This window comes from Streptomyces sp. NPDC094143 (assembly GCF_040303825.1).
Lineage (GTDB): Bacteria > Actinomycetota > Actinomycetes > Streptomycetales > Streptomycetaceae > Streptomyces.
On sequence record NZ_JBEOTZ010000006.1, the window covers coordinates 258,655 to 275,064 of the forward strand.

At 72.0% G+C, this 16,410-nt stretch carries 16 protein-coding genes and 1 pseudogene; 4 read left to right on the forward strand and 13 right to left on the reverse strand.

The annotated features are described in order from the left end of the window. Nucleotides 1-10 precede the first annotated feature (10 nt). From ABTZ58_RS11040 to leuA, 6 genes are all read right to left on the reverse strand, one after another. Entirely contained in the window at nucleotides 11-1,198 is a 1,188-nt protein-coding gene (locus ABTZ58_RS11040) for a sialidase family protein (protein ID WP_351353509.1), read from the reverse strand. 3 nt (nucleotides 1,199-1,201) lie between these two features. Further along, on the reverse strand, nucleotides 1,202-1,858 hold the full coding sequence (locus ABTZ58_RS11045; RefSeq protein WP_351353512.1) for a response regulator: 657 nt from the start codon (nucleotides 1,856-1,858) through the stop codon (nucleotides 1,202-1,204). Then, on the reverse strand, nucleotides 1,855-3,108 hold the full coding sequence (locus tag ABTZ58_RS11050; protein ID WP_502996045.1) for a sensor histidine kinase: 1,254 nt from the start codon (nucleotides 3,106-3,108) through the stop codon (nucleotides 1,855-1,857). Before ABTZ58_RS11050 ends, ABTZ58_RS11045 begins: the two co-directional genes overlap by 4 nt. Nucleotides 3,109-3,158: 50 nt before the next feature. After that, nucleotides 3,159-5,252 (reverse strand): MMPL family transporter, encoded by a 2,094-nt coding sequence (locus tag ABTZ58_RS11055; RefSeq protein ID WP_351353515.1) that lies wholly within the window; start codon nucleotides 5,250-5,252, stop codon nucleotides 3,159-3,161. Nucleotides 5,253-5,399: 147 nt separating this feature from the next. Further along, the gene (locus ABTZ58_RS11060; protein ID WP_351353518.1) at nucleotides 5,400-6,098 is read right to left on the reverse strand and encodes a TerB family tellurite resistance protein; all 699 of its coding nucleotides are present in this window, start codon (nucleotides 6,096-6,098) and stop codon (nucleotides 5,400-5,402) included. Nucleotides 6,099-6,284: 186 nt separating this feature from the next. Beyond that, nucleotides 6,285-8,006 (reverse strand): 2-isopropylmalate synthase, encoded by a 1,722-nt coding sequence (gene leuA / locus ABTZ58_RS11065; RefSeq protein ID WP_351353521.1) that lies wholly within the window; start codon nucleotides 8,004-8,006, stop codon nucleotides 6,285-6,287. A 335-nt stretch (nucleotides 8,007-8,341) separates the two neighbouring features. On the opposite strand from leuA, the gene ABTZ58_RS11070 reads away from it, so the two are divergent. From ABTZ58_RS11070 to ABTZ58_RS11080, 3 genes are read left to right on the forward strand one after another with little or no spacing between them, the layout of a single operon-like run. Continuing rightward, entirely contained in the window at nucleotides 8,342-9,403 is a 1,062-nt protein-coding gene (locus ABTZ58_RS11070) for a M4 family metallopeptidase (protein ID WP_351353524.1), read from the forward strand. 20 nt (nucleotides 9,404-9,423) lie between these two features. Continuing rightward, nucleotides 9,424-9,690, forward strand: coding sequence for a protealysin inhibitor emfourin (locus ABTZ58_RS11075; RefSeq protein WP_351353527.1), 267 nt, complete (start codon nucleotides 9,424-9,426; stop codon nucleotides 9,688-9,690). Between the two features lie 58 nt (nucleotides 9,691-9,748). Next, nucleotides 9,749-11,071, forward strand: a complete 1,323-nt coding sequence (locus ABTZ58_RS11080) for a GH1 family beta-glucosidase (protein ID WP_351353530.1) — start codon at nucleotides 9,749-9,751, stop codon at nucleotides 11,069-11,071. Nucleotides 11,072-11,084: 13 nt separating this feature from the next. Here the strand turns inward: ABTZ58_RS11080 and era are convergent, their stop codons facing one another. Next, the gene (era, locus tag ABTZ58_RS11085; protein WP_309098102.1) at nucleotides 11,085-12,038 is read right to left on the reverse strand and encodes a GTPase Era; all 954 of its coding nucleotides are present in this window, start codon (nucleotides 12,036-12,038) and stop codon (nucleotides 11,085-11,087) included. Between the two features lie 160 nt (nucleotides 12,039-12,198). On the opposite strand from era, the gene ABTZ58_RS11090 reads away from it, so the two are divergent. Continuing rightward, the gene (locus tag ABTZ58_RS11090) at nucleotides 12,199-12,537 is read left to right on the forward strand and encodes a P-II family nitrogen regulator (RefSeq protein ID WP_351353534.1); all 339 of its coding nucleotides are present in this window, start codon (nucleotides 12,199-12,201) and stop codon (nucleotides 12,535-12,537) included. A 1-nt stretch (nucleotide 12,538) separates the two neighbouring features. Here the strand turns inward: ABTZ58_RS11090 and ABTZ58_RS40165 are convergent. The 6 genes and pseudogenes from ABTZ58_RS40165 to ABTZ58_RS11115 form a co-directional block, all read right to left on the reverse strand. Beyond that, nucleotides 12,539-12,718: pseudogene (locus tag ABTZ58_RS40165) on the reverse strand (hypothetical protein); the annotation flags it as partial. 37 nt (nucleotides 12,719-12,755) lie between these two features. Further along, nucleotides 12,756-13,109, reverse strand: a complete 354-nt coding sequence (locus tag ABTZ58_RS11095; protein ID WP_351353537.1) for a cytidine deaminase-like protein — start codon at nucleotides 13,107-13,109, stop codon at nucleotides 12,756-12,758. Between the two features lie 20 nt (nucleotides 13,110-13,129). Further along, nucleotides 13,130-13,489 carry an MmcQ/YjbR family DNA-binding protein gene (locus ABTZ58_RS11100; protein WP_351353540.1) on the reverse strand — a complete coding sequence of 120 codons (360 nt, stop codon included), beginning with the start codon at nucleotides 13,487-13,489 and terminating at the stop codon, nucleotides 13,130-13,132. Next, nucleotides 13,486-14,790 carry a hemolysin family protein gene (locus tag ABTZ58_RS11105; protein WP_351353543.1) on the reverse strand — a complete coding sequence of 435 codons (1,305 nt, stop codon included), beginning with the start codon at nucleotides 14,788-14,790 and terminating at the stop codon, nucleotides 13,486-13,488. The genes ABTZ58_RS11100 and ABTZ58_RS11105 overlap by 4 nt, the downstream gene beginning before the upstream one ends. Before the next feature lie 6 nt (nucleotides 14,791-14,796). Then, nucleotides 14,797-15,294 (reverse strand): rRNA maturation RNase YbeY, encoded by a 498-nt coding sequence (ybeY, locus tag ABTZ58_RS11110; protein WP_020270521.1) that lies wholly within the window; start codon nucleotides 15,292-15,294, stop codon nucleotides 14,797-14,799. 14 nt (nucleotides 15,295-15,308) lie between these two features. Beyond that, nucleotides 15,309-16,376 (reverse strand): PhoH family protein, encoded by a 1,068-nt coding sequence (locus ABTZ58_RS11115; protein ID WP_351353546.1) that lies wholly within the window; start codon nucleotides 16,374-16,376, stop codon nucleotides 15,309-15,311. Nucleotides 16,377-16,410: the final 34 nt, after the last annotated feature.

The window sequence follows — 16,410 nt, forward strand, 5'->3', positions numbered from 1 at the left end:
ACGACCGGCCCTAGAGCTCGCCGGCCGGGATCCGGCGGAACTCGATCGTCTCGTAGGTCCCCCGCACACCGGTCTCGTAGAGGATCCCCACCGCCTTCCGGCCGAGCGGCACCAGGTCGGAGTAGGCGGCGGGGTGCGGGGAGAGCGTCAGCGCCCTGGTGAAGGTGGCGCCGCCGTCGGTGCTGCGCCACACCGCCATCGCCCGGCGGGCGGTGGGGACGGACGGGCCGGAGAACAGCAACGGCCCGTGGCGGCCCGCCGGTTGCAGGACACTGCCCTGGACGACGGGGACGTCGTTCAGGGTCGGCTGCACGGTGTAGGGCCGGTCGAGGGAGGCGCCGCCGTCGCTCGACCGGCTGTCGAGGCGGTGGCCCGCGCCGGTGCCGTGCTGGTCCCGGGCGTTGAAGTAGACGCTGCCGTCGGGGAGTTGCGTGGCGGTGGACTCGTTGGCGTTGGCCGTCCCGTCGTAGGAGTCGTCGACGAAGCCCGGCCGCCAGGTGCGGCCGCCGTCGTCGCTGAGGAGCGCGTGGGCGCCGTAGTAGCGGGGTTCCCGGCCGGTGTCCGGGGAGCCGGGGGGCGGGGACGCCGAGTGGTTGGCGGGGACGATCAGGCGGCCCGCGTAGGGGCCGTGGGTGAGGGCGAGCGCGTGGCCGGGGCCGGTCGCGTACCAGCGCCAGGACGGGTGCTTCACCTGCGCGGTGATCTCGCGGGGCTCGGTGAAGCGGCGGCCGTCGTCCCGGCTGCGCTGCACGAAGACACGACGGCTCTGCTCGGGCGTGACCTCCCCGCGCATGATCTGCGCCTCCGTCACGTCCCCGCTGTTGTAGGAGGTGAGGAGCACGACGGCGCCGCTGCGCGGGTCGACGACGGGTGCCGGGTTGCCCCGGGTGTCGCCGTCTCCCGCGGCGACGACGGTGAGCGGGCCCCAGGTGCAGCCGCCGTCCGCCGAGCGGCGCAGGACGACGTCGATGTCGCCGGTGTCGCCCGCCCCGCCGCGCCTGCCCTCGGCGAAGGCGAGGACGGTGCCGGCGCGGGTGGTGACGGTGGCGGGGATCCGGTACGTGGCGTAGCCGCCCTCGCCCGAGACGTACGGGACGGAGGACGCGCAGCCGGGGCCGGCCGTGGCGGTGGTGGCTCCGGCGGTGAGGGGGGTGAGGAGGACCGAGGTGACCAGGAGGGTGCGGCTGAGGAGTCTCATCCCTCAGATGCTCCCCGGCGTCACCATCCCCGACTCGTAGGCGACGATGACCAGCTGGGCCCGGTCCCGCGCCGCCAGTTTCCCCATGATGCGGCTGACGTGGGTCTTCGCGGTCAGCGGGCTCAGGCCCAGCGCCTGCGCTATCTCGGTGTTGTTGAGGCCGCGCGCGACCAGCGTGAGCACCTCCCGCTCGCGCTCGGACAGGCACTCGGGCCCGCCGGCCGCCGGTGGGGAGGGGCTGCGCAGGAACCGCTCGATCAGCCGTGCCGTGGGCCCCGGCGACAACAGGGACTCACCGGCGGCGACGGTCCGGATGGCGTCCAGGAGTTCGGCCGGGCGGGTGTCCTTGACGAGGAACCCGGAGGCGCCGGCGCGCAGGGCGTCGACGATGTTCTCGTCGGTGTCGTAGGTGGTGAGCACGAGGACGCGGACGCCCGCGAGGTCCTCGTCGGCCGCGATGAGCCGGGTCGCCTCGATGCCGTCGAGGTCGGGCATGCGGATGTCCATCACCACGAGGTCGGCGCCACGGGCCAGTTCGACGGCCTGCCGGCCGGTGGCGGCCTGCCCGACGACCGCCATGTCCGGGGCCGACTCCACGAGCATCGCGAACGCCTCGCGCACCAGGGTCTGGTCGTCCGCCAGCAGCACCCGTATGGTCATCCGGTCCTCTCCCCCGTCGTGGTGAGCGGCAGGACCGCCGTCACCTCGAATCCGCCCCCGGCCCGCGGTCCGGCGTCGAGTGTGCCACCGACGCTGCGGGCCCGCTCCCGCATCCCGGCCAGCCCGAAGCCCGGGGTGCCGCCCGCGGCCGGCCCGGCGCCGTCGTCGCTGACCGACAGGTGCAGGGCGCCCTCCCGCTCCTCCAGCTCGACCCGGACGGCCGGTCCGGGCCCGGCGTGCCGCACGGCGTTGGTCAGGGCCTCCTGCACGATGCGGTAGGCGGCGGCGCCGACGGCGGGCGGCGCGTGCCGTATCCGTACGGTCTGCTCGACCCGGGCACCGCCGAGCCGCGCGGCCTGAGCCAGGTCGGGCAGCCCGTCCAGGCCCGGCAGCGGGCCGCGGGTGTCGGCGGCGCCGTGCGCGGCCTCGTGCGCGCGCAGCACCTCCAGGGTCGTACGGAGTTCGCCCCGGGCGCTGCGGCAGGTCTCGGCGATGTCGTCGAGGGCCTTGGCGACCGTCTCCCGGTCCAGCCTGTCGGGGTCGGCGGACAGCACGTGGGCGGCGACGGAGGTCTGCACGCCGATGAGGGTGATGCTGTGGGCCAGCAGGTCGTGCAGGTCCCGGGCGATCCGCAGCCGCTCCTCGGCGACGCGCCGCCGGGCCTCCTCCTCGCGGGTGCGTTCGGCCCGTTCGGCACGCTCCACGATGGAGGCGACGTACTGGCGGTAGAAGCGCACGTCGACGCCGCAGAACAGCACGGCGACGACCCACCCGGAGACCTTCAGCACCTCCAGCGCCTCGTGGGGGCTGACGGTGAGCATCACGCTGACGGAGAGGGTGACGACCCCCGTCCCGACCAGGACCGTGCGCAGCGGGCGGCCGGTGACGGCGACGGTGTAGAGGGCGATGTAGGTGGCCGGGGTGGGCGCGGAGTGGACGTTGTCCAGCGCGTGGTACGGCGCGACACAGGCCACGATCAGGGCCAGCACGAGCAGCGGCCGGCGCCGCCGCCAGGGCAGCGGCAGGTGACTCGCGAGCAGCAGCGTCCAGCCGAGCGCGTCGGGCTCGCGCCCGTCGTCGACGAGCAGCGCGATACCGGCCGCGAGCGCCGCCGCGGCGAGGGCGAGCACGGTGTCGTTGCGGACCGCGTGCGGGGCGGTCAGGGGGTCGCGGTTGATGGCGGCCATGACCCGCTCGGCGGAACGCGACCAGGCCGCCTGCGGGGTGGTGGGTGCCTGCACGGGCATCATCCTCGGCGAGGAAGGCGTCCCTCCGGGAGGGGAGGGACGCCGTCGGCGGGTCAGGAGGCGTGCGCGGAGACGGGCTCGTCCCGCTTCGACGGTGTGATCCGCCGCGGTGCGCGCGAGAGCCTCCCCGGCCACCACATCCGCCGCCTCAGCAGCACACTCGCCGTGGTCACCAGGTACGTGCGTACCAGGAACGTGTCCAGCAGCACCCCCACCGCGATGACGAACCCGAGCTCGACGAGACCGACCATCGGCAGCGTCGTCAGTACGGCGAACGTCGCCGCGAGCACGACCCCGGCCGAGGCGATCACCCCGCCGGTCGTCCGCAGCGCGGTCAGCGCCGCCGCCTCCGGCTCGGCCCCCCGCACGGACTCCTCCCGCATCCGGTGCATCAGGAAGATGCCGTAGTCGACCCCGAGGGCGACCAGGAACACGAACGACAGCAGCCCGAGCCCGGGATCCGTCCCGCCGAAGCCGAACACCGGCTCGAAGACCAGACCGCCGATGCCGAGCGCCGCGCCCCACACCGCGACCACCGCCACCAGCAGCAGCAACGGCGCGACCAGGCTGCGCAGCAGCCCGACGAGGATGACGAACACCGCGGCGAGCACCAGCGGCACGATCACCTTCCGGTCCCGCGCCTCGCTGTCGGCGAGATCGATCTGCTGGGCGCTGGGCCCGCCGACGTACGCTCCCTCCGGGTCGAGCCCGGCCCGCAGGGCCTCGATGGTGCGGGTCTCGGCCGGCGTCTCCGGCGGCGCGGTGGCGAAGACGGCGATCTCCGTCCAGCCGGCTCCGCTGCGCCCGGGGACCGCCTCGGCGACACCGTCGGCGGCCCGGGCCCGCTCCAGGACCGCCTCGGCCCTGCCGTCGGGGGCGATGACGATCAAGGGCCGGCTGCTGCGTTCGGGGTACTCCCGGGCCAGCGTCCGCATCGCGGTGATCGACTCGGGCCGCTCGGTGAAGGAGTCCTCCTGCTTGATGCCGCCGGACAGGTTCAGCGTGCCGAGCGCGAGCGCGCCCAGCAGGACGCCGCCACCGACGAGCACCGCGGCGGGCCGGCGCGTCGCCGAGGTGCCCATCGCGGCGAACAGCGACCGCCGTGCCTTCGGCTCGCTGCCGAACGCGGGGATCAGCGGCCAGAAGACCCGCCGCCCGAGCAGCACCAGCACCGCGGGCAGCAGCGTCGTCATGGCGACCAGCGCCGCGAGCACCCCGACCACGCCGACCGGCCCCATGCCGCTGCTGCTGTTGAGGTCGGCGGCGAGCAGGCACAGCAGCCCGGCCGCGACGGTCCCCGAGGAGGCGAGGACGGCCGGCCCGCAGCCGCGCAGGGCGGCGCGCATGGCGTCGTACGGGTGCTTGTGGCGGCGCAGTTCCTCGCGGTAGCGGGAGACGATCAGCAGCGCGTAGTCGGTGCCGGCGCCGAGGACCAGGACGGTCATCACGCCGCCGCTCTGTCCGGTGACGGTGACGCCGAACAGTTCGTGCAGTCCGTAGCCGGCGGCCATCGCCACGGTGGCGGCGACGCCCGCGACGGCGAGCGGGACCAGCCACAGGAAGGGGCTGCGGTAGATGAGGACGAGCAGCACGGTGACGACGCCGAGGGTGGCGAACAGCAGGGTGGCGTCGAGCGTCTCGAACACCTTGTTCATGTCGGTGTTCAGCGCTCCCGGCCCGCCGACCTCGACGCTCAGTCCGCCTGCGCCCTCGGCGATGTCCCGCACCGCGTCGACGAAGGCGTCCCGCGCCTCCTCGTCCTGGCCCGGCTGCGTGCTGGAGACCGGGTACATCAGGGTGGAGCCGTCCGCGGAGGGGACGCCGCGCGGTTCACCCGCCAGGTCGTAGGCGCCGCGCACCTCGGCGATCTGCTCGTCGGCCGTCCGCCGGTCGGCGTCGGTGAGTCCGCCGCCGCGGTGGTACACGAGCACCAGGTCGGTCGACTCGCCGCCCGGCAACTCGTCCTGGACGCGCGCCACCTGCGTGGAGTCGGCGCTGTCGGGCAGGTAGTCGACCGCGCGGTTCTGCTGGATGCCGGCGAACTTCCCGGCGAGCGGCCCGAGCAGCACGAGCGCGGCGATCCACAGCCCGGCCACCACCCAGGGCACGGCCCGCCGCCGCCCCGTACGCGTCCTTGTGGCCCCCATCTGTCCGGCTCCCTCCGGTCGGGTGTCTGGAACGGACTCCAGACTCCCGGCGCACGGGATCCGGCACGTCGGGCGTGAGACCGAGCCGGGGGTTACTGCGCGGGGCGGTGCGGAGGGCGGATTACTCCCCGGGGAGTACCGCCGGTGCTACGACGGCGTACGGGCCGCCGCCGCGAGCAGGCGGGTCACGTCGTCGGAGCAGATGGTGAGCGCCGCTCCGACGGTCGCCAGGACGTCCCGCTCGGCCGGGGTGTACGGCCCGTCGGCCAGGGCGATGCGCGCGCCCTGCAGCAGGATCGATTCGCGGCCGACGGTGGCCAGGTGCGGGGCGAGCGGGTCGAGGGCCTCGTGGAGCTCTATGGCCAGCCCGGCGCCGCAGGGTTCGCCGGTGATGCGGCCGGTGTCCGCCTCCAGCGCCTCGACGAGGGCGGCCAGCTGCTCCTCGGTGCAGTCGTCGAAGCCGGCCGCGCGCACGGCGAGCACGGCGGACTCCAGTGCCGTGCGGGATCCGGCTCCGCCCGCGGCCAGCACCGCGAGGGCGACGGTGTGCACGGCGTCGCGGAGCATCGCGGAGAAGCGGGTGGTGGTCGGGTGGTCGAGCACGTCGGTGCCGAAGTGGCGGCGGCAGGCGGCGCACTCCACGACCGGGCCGGTCTCGCCGCGCGGCAGCACGGGCACGCCGAGCAGGGTGAAGCGGCGTTGTCCGGTCAGCCGCTGGTAGTTGCGGTCACCGCCGCAGCCGGGGCAGAAGAACTCCCCGTCGCCGGCGGCCGTCCACGCGGTACGGGTGCCCAGGATGCGGGCAAGCCCGGCGGCACGGCCGTTTCGTCCCCGTCCTGGCAACACGTCGCACCTCCGTCACGCCGCGCGGCAACGTCGCCGCGCTTGCGTGATGTTAGCCACATCCATGAGGAGGAGTCAGCACCCCGGAGGAGACCTTTCCGTGACCGTCACAGCAATTGGCCGGTATGTGACGGGGCCCCGCCCGCCGGACATCGGCGGACGGAGCCCGTAAATCGCCTGCGAGGCTGGTCAGCGCGTCGCGCGGTTGACGGCCGAGACGACAGCCTTCAGCGAGGCGCGCGTCGTGTTCGCGTCGATTCCGATCCCCCACAGAACCTTGTCGCCGATGGCGCATTCGATGTAGGAGGCGGCCTGCGCGGAGGCGCCCTCGCTCATCGTGTGCTCCTGGTAGTCCAGCAGGCGTACGTCGATGCCGACGGACTGCAGGGCGTCGAAGAACGCCGAGATCGGGCCGTTGCCGGAGCCGGTGAGGACCGTGTCCCGGCCGTCGACCGTGGCCTCCACCTGCAGCGTGTCCACGCCGTCGGTGTCGGTGGTCGACTGGTTGTTCTTGACCTGGATCCGGCCCCAGGGGTTCTCGGGGTTGGGCAGGTACTCGTCCTGGAAGACGGCCCAGATGTCCTTCGGCGTGACCTCGCCGCCCTCGGCGTCGGTCTTGGCCTGGATGAGCTTGGAGAACTCGATCTGCATCCGGCGCGGCAGGTCCAGCTTGTGGTCGTTCTTCAGGACGTAGGCGATACCGCCCTTGCCGGACTGCGAGTTGACCCGGATGACCGCCTCGTAGGAGCGGCCGACGTCCTTGGGGTCGATCGGCAGGTACGGCACGGCCCACTCGATGTCGTCGACGGTGACGCCCTTGGCCTTCGCGTCGGCCTCCATGGCGTCGAAGCCCTTCTTGATGGCGTCCTGGTGGGAGCCGGAGAAGGACGTGTAGACCAGGTCGCCCACGTACGGGTGGCGCGGGTGGACCTCCATCTGGTTGCAGTACTCCCACGTACGGCGGATCTCGTCGATGTCGGAGAAGTCGATCTGCGGGTCGACGCCCTGGGAGAACAGGTTCATGCCGAGGGTGACCAGGTCGACGTTGCCGGTGCGCTCGCCCTGGCCGAACAGGCAGCCCTCGACGCGGTCGGCGCCGGCCATCAGGGCCAGCTCGGCGGCGGCGACGGCGGTGCCGCGGTCGTTGTGCGGGTGGACCGACAGGCAGACGTACTCGCGGCGGGAGAGGTTGCGGCCCATCCACTCGAAGCGGTCGGCGTGCGTCGAGGGCGTGGAGCGCTCGACGGTGGCGGGCAGGTTCAGGATGATCTCGCGGTCCGGGCCGGGCTGCCAGACGTCCATGACCGCCTCGCAGACCTCCAGCGCGAAGTCCAGCTCGGTGTCGGTGAAGATCTCGGGGCTGTACTGGTAGCCGAACTCGGTCTCGGGACCCAGCAGCTTCTCCGCGTACTCCATGACCAGGCGGGTGCCGTCGACGGCGATCTGCTTGATGTCGTCCCTGGAGCCACGGAAGACGACCCGGCGGAAGACCGGCGCGGTGGCGTTGTACAGGTGGACCGTCGCGCGCCTGGCGCCCTGCAGGGACTCCACCGTGCGCTCGATCAGGTCCTCGCGGGCCTGGGTCAGCACGGAGATGGTGACGTCGTCGGGGATGGCCCCCGGCTCCTCGATGATGGAGCGTACGAAGTCGAAGTCCGTCTGGCCCGAGGCCGGGAAGCCGACCTCGATCTCCTTGTAGCCCATCTTGACCAGCAGGTCGAACATCGCGCGCTTGCGGGCGGGCGACATGGGGTCGATCAGGGCCTGGTTGCCGTCGCGCAGGTCGGTGGAGAGCCAGCGGGGGGCGGTGGTGATCCGGTTGTCCGGCCAGGTGCGGTCCGGGATGTCGACCTGCTCGTAGCGGCCGTACTTGTGGATCGGCATGGAACTGGGCTGCTGGCGGTTGGCCATGATGCTGTGGGCTCCTCAGAGGGTGTCCGGAAGGACGGCCGACGACGCAGCACCAAGCTCCGCGGGGAGGGAGTCGGCCTCGACTACAGGCCCTCGCCGCGGCAGCTAAGGAGAAGCAGCCCGAAACGCATGATGCGCAGCATGCTAGCCGAGCCCCTTCCCTGCGCGTGGGGTCGTATCAGTATGCGGGACCGGTCGAACAAATGGGACGAAAAGTGCGCCATGCCACTTCGCCCTAGCAGCCACCACGGAGCGTGAGGGCCGTTGTCCCCGTATTTCACCAATCACGGTGGCTACTGGTGACAGTTCCGTCACGCAGTGCAAGGGTTTCGGGCATGACGACCCACGGGGGCTTCGAGCCCGTCTTCTGCACGATCGTCCCGCCCCACGTCCTCGACAAGCTCGCCCGGGCCGAGGACCCCGCGCTCGCCGGACCCGCCCGCCGCACCCTGCAGCGCGACGCCTTCGAGCGCACCCGGCGCCGCCTGACCACCGTCCTCGGCGCCACCGCCGTCCCCTCGGCCGCCGAGGGCAGGCCGCGGCGCACCGTCCACGACGCCCGGCACGGCACCGACCTGCCCGGTCACCGGATCCGCGGCGAGGGCGACGCCCCCGGCAGGGACGCCACCGTCAACCGGGCCTACGCCGGGCTCGGCGCGACCTTCGAGCTGTTCCTGCGGGCGTTCGGACGCGACTCGATCGACGGCGACGGCCTGCCGCTGACCGCGACCGTGCACTACGACCGCGACTACAACAACGCCTTCTGGAACGGCGAGCAGATGGTCTTCGGCGACGGGGACGGCGAGATCTTCCTCGACTTCACCATCCCGATCGACGTCATCGGCCACGAACTCGCCCACGGCGTCACGCAGTACACGGCCAACCTCACCTACTTCGGCCAGCCCGGCGCGCTCAACGAGTCCCTGTCGGACGTCTTCGGCGCGCTGATCAAGCAGTACACGCTCGGCCAGACCACCACCGAGGCCGACTGGCTGATCGGCGCCGGGCTGCTCGCCCCGCGGGTGACGGGCAAGGCGCTGCGCTCCATGAAGGCGCCGGGCACCGCCTACGACGACGACGTGCTCGGCAAGGACCCGCAGCCCGCGACCATGGACGACTTCGTCCGCACCGGCCGCGACAACGGCGGCGTCCACATCAACTCGGGCATCCCCAACCACGCCTTCTACCTCGCGGCGACTGCCCTCGGCGGCCACGCCTGGGAGCGCGCGGGACAGGTGTGGTACGACGTCCTGACCGGCGGCGAGTTGAAGGCGCAGGCGCTGTTCGCCGACTTCGCCACGCTCACCGTCAAGGCCGCCCGGGAGCGCTTCGGCGACGGCGAGGAACTCGACGCCGTGTCGAAGGCCTGGGAGCAGGTCGGGGTGCGGACGCTGTAGTTCCGTACTAGACAGGTGCCATGCGTATTCAGGTGAGGCGCACGGGCGGATTCGCGGGCATCGAGCGGCACGCCGAGGTGGACACCTCCGGCCGCTCCGATGCCGCCGCGTGGCACACACTGGCCGAGCGGGCGCTCGCCGCCGGCCGGACCACACCGCCGATCGGGGTGCCGGACGGGTTCGCCTACCAGATCACCGTGGACGGGAAGACGGTGTACGCGGCCGATCCGCGGCTCACCGACGAGCAGCGCACGCTGGTCTCGCGAGTCCTGAAGGAGGGGGCGTAACGGCCGCTTCCCGCCCGGCCGTTGACTTCCGTTACCCCCGGTACGGATGATCCGGCGCATGGCGACTGACGCAGGCACTCCGATCCCCCGCTTCCCGCCCGGCTTCCTGTGGGGCGTGTCGACCTCGGCGCACCAGATCGAAGGCGCGGCCGAGCTGCGCGAACCGTCGGTGTGGGACGCCTTCACGGCCGGGCCCGGGCGGGTCAAGGACGGCTCGACGGCGGCCGTGGCCTGCGACCACTTCCACCGCCACCGCGAGGACGTGGCGCTTCTGGCGGATCTGGGCGTGAACGCCTACCGCTTCTCGGTCTCCTGGCCGCGCGTGCGCTCCGAGGGCGGCCTGGACTTCTACGACCGGCTGGTGGACGACCTGTGCGCGGCGGGCGTGCGCCCGGTGCCGACGCTGTTCCACTGGGACCTGCCCGTGGACCTGGACTGGCTCGACCTGGACACCGCCGCGCGCTTCGCCGACCACGTCGCGCTGGTCGCCGGCCGGCTCGGCGACCGCGTGACCCGCTGGATCACGCTGAACGAGCCCGCCGAGCACACCCTGCTGGGCCACGCCCTGGGCGTGCACGCGCCGGGCAGGCGGCTGCTGTTCGACGCGCTGCCGGTCGCCCACCACCAGCTGCTCGCCCACGGCCTGGCCGTACGTGCCCTGCGCGCCGCCGGCGCCGCGGACATCGGCATCGCCAACTCGCACGGCCCGACCTGGGCGGCGTCGGCCGAGGCGGCGGACGTCGAGGCGGCCGGCTTCTACGACCTGCTGCTGAACCGCCTGTTCGCCGATCCGCTGCTGCTGGGCCGCTACCCGGACGGCATCGAGGCGCTGCTGCCCGGGGACCCGGAGGCCGACCTGAAGGTGATCAGCGAGCCGCTCGACTGGTACGGCGTCAACTACTACGCCCCGACCCGGGTGGGCGCGCCGCAGGGCACGGAGATCGACTTCGGCGGAGTCACCATGCCGGCGGAACTGCCCTTCTCCGTGCGGGAGATCGAGGGCCGTCCGGTCACCGACTTCGGCTGGCCCGTCGTACCGGAGGGCCTCACGGAGGTCCTCACCTCCTTCCGCGACCGCTACGGCGACCGCCTCCCGCCGGTGGTCATCACCGAGAACGGCTGCTCGTACCCGGGCGTGGACGACCAGGACCGCATCGCGTACCTGGACGGCCACCTCCGGGCCCTGCACCGGGCGCTGGAGGCGGGAGTCGACGTGCGCGGGTACTTCGTGTGGTCGCTGCTCGACAACTTCGAGTGGGCGGAGGGCTACGCGCGCCGCTTCGGTCTGGTCCACGTCGACTTCGAGACCCTTAAGCGGACGCCCAAGGCCTCGTACGCGTGGTTCCGGGAGGTGCTGCGCGCGCAGACGGAACCGAGGTGACGAGGGCCGGCCGTCAGAACCCCAGCCGCCGCAGCTGCTTCGGATCCCGCTGCCAGTCCTTGGCCACCTTCACGTGCAGGTCCAGGAAGACCGGTGTGCCCAGCAGTGCCTCGATCTGCTTGCGGGACTTGATGCCGACCTCCTTCAGGCGCTTGCCCTTGGGGCCGATGACGATGCCCTTCTGGCTGGGGCGCTCGATGAAGAGGTTGGCGTGGATGTCGAGGAGGGGCTTGTCGGCGGGCCGGTCCTCGCGCGGGAGCATCTCCTCCACCACGACCGCGATGGAGTGCGGCAGCTCGTCGCGGACGCCCTCCAGGGCCGCCTCGCGGATCAGCTCGGCCACCATGACCTGCTCCGGCTCGTCCGTCAGGTCGCCCTCGGGGTAGAGGGCGGGCCCCTCCGGGAGCATCGGGATCAGCAGGTCCGCCAGCAGCTCGACCTGCTGGTCGCCGACCGCCGACACCGGGACGATCTCCGCCCACTCCATGCCCAGCTCCTTGCCGAGCTGGTCGATCGCGATGAGCTGCTCGGCCAGGGCCTTGCTGTCGACCAGGTCCGTCTTGGTGACGATCGCGACCTTCGGCGACTTCTTGATGCCCGCGAGCTCCTTGGCGATGAAACGGTCGCCCGGACCGATCTTCTCGTTCGCCGGCAGGCAGAAGCCGATCACGTCGACCTCGGCCCAGGTGGTGCGCACCACGTCGTTCAGGCGCTCGCCGAGCAGCGTGCGCGGCTTGTGCAGCCCCGGGGTGTCCACCAGGATCAGCTGCGCGTCCGGCCGGTGCACGATGCCCCGCACGGTGTGCCGCGTCGTCTGCGGCCGGTTCGAGGTGATCGCCACCTTCTGCCCGACCAGAGCGTTCGTCAGCGTGGACTTGCCCGCGTTGGGACGACCCACGAAGCAGGCGAAGCCGGCACGGTGGACGGTCTCGCCCGGCTCTTCGGATGACTGCACACGAACGCTCATGCCGCCCATTCTCCCTGATCCAACCGACCCCTCCGCACCCCGGCCCGCACATCCCCGCCGCGTGAGCTTTCCGAAGCCCGGCGGCGCCGAGGGCCGCCGGGACGGCCTACGATCACGGGGCTCCGTCGTCTCCCCCCGCCCAGAAGGTCACCCCCCAGGCATGAAGCTCATCACCGCGATCGTGAAGCCGTACCGCCTCGACGAGGTCAAGAACGCCCTGCAGGCCCTCGGCGTGCACGGCCTGACGGTCTCCGAGGCCAGCGGCTACGGCCGTCAGCGCGGCCACACCGAGGTGTACCGGGGCGCGGAGTACCAGGTCGATCTGGTGCCGAAGATCCGGATCGAGGCCGTCGTCGAGGACGCGGTCGCCGAGGACGTCATCGACGCGGTCGTGAAGGCCGCGCACACCGGCAAGATCGGCGACGGCAAGGTGTGGGCGCTGCCCGTGGACACGGTCGTGCGGGTGCGGACGGGCGAGCGCGGCCCCGACGCGCTCTGACGCCGAAGGCCTCCAGGCTGCCGCCAAGGGCCACGGTGCCGCTGAGGGGGCCGACCTCGACGGGGGCGCCGGCGGCCATCGCCGGGTTCTCGGTGCCGCTGAAGTCGACGGTGCCGCCACCGGCCTCCACCAGGGTGAGCGGGGACGCGATCGAGTCCTCGCCGAGCGCGACCGGCAAGGTTGACATCGCACCCGATCACCGCCGGTCGCAGCGGAGTTCAGCCGGCGGTGACCGTGCTGCGGACCGTCCCGTCGAGCCCCGCCAGCAGCACCGGCGTCTGCGCGCTGCCGAGGTCCCGCACGGCGGCGCGGTCCTCCTCGGGCACCGACTCCGCCTCGGTCACCACCGCCGCCGCCTCCAGCGACCGCGCTCCCGAGGCCACCGCCATCGCCACCGCCGTGCGCAGGGCGCTGAGCTTGAGCGAGTCGAGGGCCACCGTGCCCGCGACATAGGTGCGTCCGGTCTCGTCCCGCACGGCCGCCCCCTCGGGCACGCCGTTGCGGGCCCGCGCGGAACGGGCCAGGGTGACGATCTTGCGGTCCTCGGGGTCGAGCGCGCTGCTGTCGGTCATGATCCGAGCATACGGAAGCGTCAGGGGCGGTCGAGGCGGAGGCGGTCCGCTCGCGGCAGGCCGGCCACCACGAGGTCGTAGGAGTCCTCGATGAGCTCCCTGACCAGCTGGTCAGGGAGGCCTCCGTCGGCGGTGACGGTGTTCCAGTGGCGCTTGTTCATGTGCCACCCCGGCACGATGAGCCCCTCGTGCTCGCCGCGCAGGCGGACCGCCTCGTCGGGGTCGCACTTGAGGTTGACCTTCAGGGGGCTCGCGTCCAGGAAGGAGAGGGCGAACAGCTTGCCCCGCACCTTGAACACGGAGATCTCCGGGCTGAAGGGGAAGTCCTCCTCCGCCGCGTTGAAGGACAGGCAGAACGCGCGCAGCTCCTTCGGGGTCACTCCGGCTTCTCCTCCTGGGGCGGCTCCGGCGGGTCCACCGGCTCCGCGAGCACGGTCACGATCTTGTTCCGGCGGCCGGCCGCGGCCTCCGCGGTCAGGCGCAGGTCCCGGCCGTCGGGCAGGGCGACCACGGACGACGCCCCGGCGATGGGCACCCGGCCCAGCGCCTTGGCGAGCAGGCCACCGACCGTCTCGACGTCCTCGTCGTCGAACTCCTCCAGGCCGTACAGCTCGCCCAGGTCGCCGATGTCGAGGCGGGCGGTGACCCGGAAGCGGTCCTCGCCCAGCTCCTCCACGGGCGGCAGTTCCCGGTCGTACTCGTCGGTGATCTCGCCGACGATCTCCTCCAGGATGTCCTCGATGGTGACGATGCCGGCCGTGCCGCCGTACTCGTCGATGACGACGGCGACGTGGTTGCGTTCCTTCTGCATCTCGCGCAGCAGGTCGCCGGCGTTCTTGGTGTCGGGCACGAAGAACGCGGGGCGCATGGCCGTGGAGACCTGCTCGGACTCGGCGTCGCGGCTGATGTGCGTCTTGCGGACCAGGTCCTTCAGGTACACGATCCCGACGATGTCGTCCTCGCTCTCGCCGGTGACCGGTATGCGCGAGAAGCCGGAGCGCAGGGCGAGGGTGAGGGCCTGGCGGATGGTCTTGAAGCGCTCGATGACCACCAGGTCCGTGCGCGGCACCATGACCTCGCGGACCAGGGTGTCGCCCAGCTCGAAGACCGAGTGCACCATGCGGCGCTCCTCGTCCTCGATGAGCGACTCCTTCTCGGCGAGGTCGACCAGCGCGCGCAGCTCCGCCTCGGAGGCGAACGGGCCGCGCCGGAAGCCCTTGCCGGGGGTGAGCGCGTTGCCGATGAGGATCAGCAGCGACGGGATCGGGCCCATGATCCGGGCCAGCGGCACCAGGACGTACGCGGAGACCGTCGCCGTGTTCAGCGGGTGCTGGCGGCCGATGGTGCGCGGCGAGACCCCGACGGCGACGTACGACACGAGGACCATGACCGCGATGGCGATCAGCAGGGCCTCGGTGGTGCCGTCGAACTCCTTGAGGCAGCCGTACGTGATCAGCGCGGCGGCGGCCATCTCACAGGCCACGCGGACCAGCAGCGCCACGTTGAGGTAGCGGGTCGGGTCGGCGGCGACCTGGGAGAGCTTGGCGCTGCCGCGGCGGCCGGAGCGCACGGCCTCCTCGGCGCGGAAGCTGGAGACGCGCGCGAGGCCCGCCTCCGCGCAGGCGGCGAGCCAGGCCACGACGACCAGGGCGATGGCGCCCAGGGCGAGTTGCGGACTCATCGGCGGCTACGAGACCGTCGGCGCCGGGGACGGGCCGGTCAGGCCACGCTCCGCGCGCCAGCCGTCCACGATGGCCGCCTGCAGGCCGAACATCTCGGCCTTCTCGTCCGGCTCCTCGTGGTCGTAGCCGAGCAGGTGCAGCACGCCGTGGACGGTCAGGAGCTGGAGCTCCTCGTCCATGGAGTGCTGCGTGTCCGCTTCCCTGCCCTGCTTCTCGGCGACCTCGGGGCACAGCACGATGTCGCCGAGCAGCCCCTGCGGCGGCTCGTCGTCGTCCTTGGACGGCGGGCGCAGCTCGTCCATCGGAAAGGACATGACATCCGTCGGGCCGGGGAGGTCCATCCACTGGATGTGGAGCTGCTCCATGGCGTCGGCGTCCACCACGATCACCGAGAGCTCGGAGAGCGGGTGGATGCGCATCCGCGCGAGCGCGTAGCGGGCGATGTCGAGGATCGCCTGCTCGTCGACCTCGGTTCCGGACTCGTTGTTGACGTCGATCGACATGGTGCTGTGTGTGTCTACTTCCCCTTGTGCCCGGACCTGTCCCGGCTCTTGTGCGCGCCGTTCTGGGTGCCGTGCTTCGTGTCGTACTTCTCGTACGCGTCGACGATACGGCCCACCAGCTTGTGCCGGACGACGTCCTGCGACGACAGCCGGGAGAAGTGCACGTCGTCCACGCCGTCCAGGATGTCCTGGACCTGCCGCAGACCGGACTTCGTCCCGTCCGGCAGGTCGACCTGCGTCACGTCACCGGTGATGACGATCTTCGAGTCGAAGCCGAGGCGGGTGAGGAACATCTTCATCTGCTCGGGGCTCGTGTTCTGGGCCTCGTCCAGGATGATGAAGGCGTCGTTGAGCGTGCGTCCGCGCATGTAGGCGAGCGGCGCGACCTCGATCGTGCCCGCCGCCATCAGGCGCGGGATCGAGTCCGGGTCGAGCATGTCGTGCAGCGCGTCGTACAGCGGGCGCAGGTAGGGGTCGATCTTCTCGTAGAGCGTGCCGGGCAGGAAGCCGAGGCGTTCGCCGGCCTCGACCGCCGGGCGGGTCAGGATGATGCGGTTGACCTGCTTGGACTGCAGGGCCTGCACCGCCTTGGCCATCGCCAGGTACGTCTTGCCGGTGCCGGCCGGGCCGATGCCGAAGACGATCGTGTGCTTGTCGATCGCGTCCACGTAGCGCTTCTGGTTGAGCGTCTTGGGGCGGATCGTGCGCCCGCGCGAGGACAGGATGTTCTGCGTGAGCACCTGGGCCGGGGTCTCCTGGCCGTCGCTCTCGCCGCTGTCGCTCGCCTTGAGCATGGCGATCGAGCGTTCCACTGCGTCCTCCGTCATCGGCTGCCCGGTGCGGAGCACCAGCATCATCTCGTCGAACACGCGGGCGATGAGAGCGACGTCCACGGGGTCGCCGACCGCGCTGATCTCGTTGCCCCGGACGTGGATGTCGGCCGCCGGGAAGGCCTTCTCGATCACGCGCAGGAGGGAGTCGCCGGACCCCAGAACGGTCACCATGGGGTGCTGGGCGGGGACGGTGAGCTGCGCTCTCGCCTGCTCCTGCGCGGGGGTGTGAGCTGTGGGTGTCTGAGTCATGGGCCGGCGCTGAAGGCCTGCGGTTCCTCCTCGT